The organism is Bradyrhizobium sp. Kon10, assembly GCF_055807395.1.
Genome location: NZ_JBVVOZ010000416.1, coordinates 1 through 234, shown reverse-complemented (window position 1 = coordinate 234; position 234 = coordinate 1). Strand labels below are relative to the sequence as shown.

General features: G+C 64.1%; 1 pseudogene. It reads right to left on the bottom strand.

Annotated elements, in window-relative coordinates:
* A pseudogene (locus AC0L2O_RS37575) lies at positions 1–234 on the bottom strand (MFS transporter); the annotation flags it as partial.

Here is a 234-nt window from a genome sequence, read left to right as displayed (position 1 = left end):
ATCGCCGCCACCGCGATCAGGCCGCCAATGCGCGAGATGGCATTGTTGATTCCCGAAGCAGCACCGGTATCCTTGTCCTCGACCGCCGTCATCACCGCCGTCGACAGCGGCGACACGACCAGCGCCATGCCGAGCCCCATCAGCGCCATCAGCGGAAACACTCCCCACCAGAAACTGTGGATGCCGGCATAGGCCAGCAAGGCAAGCCCGGTAAAGGCGACAGCGACGACGAGA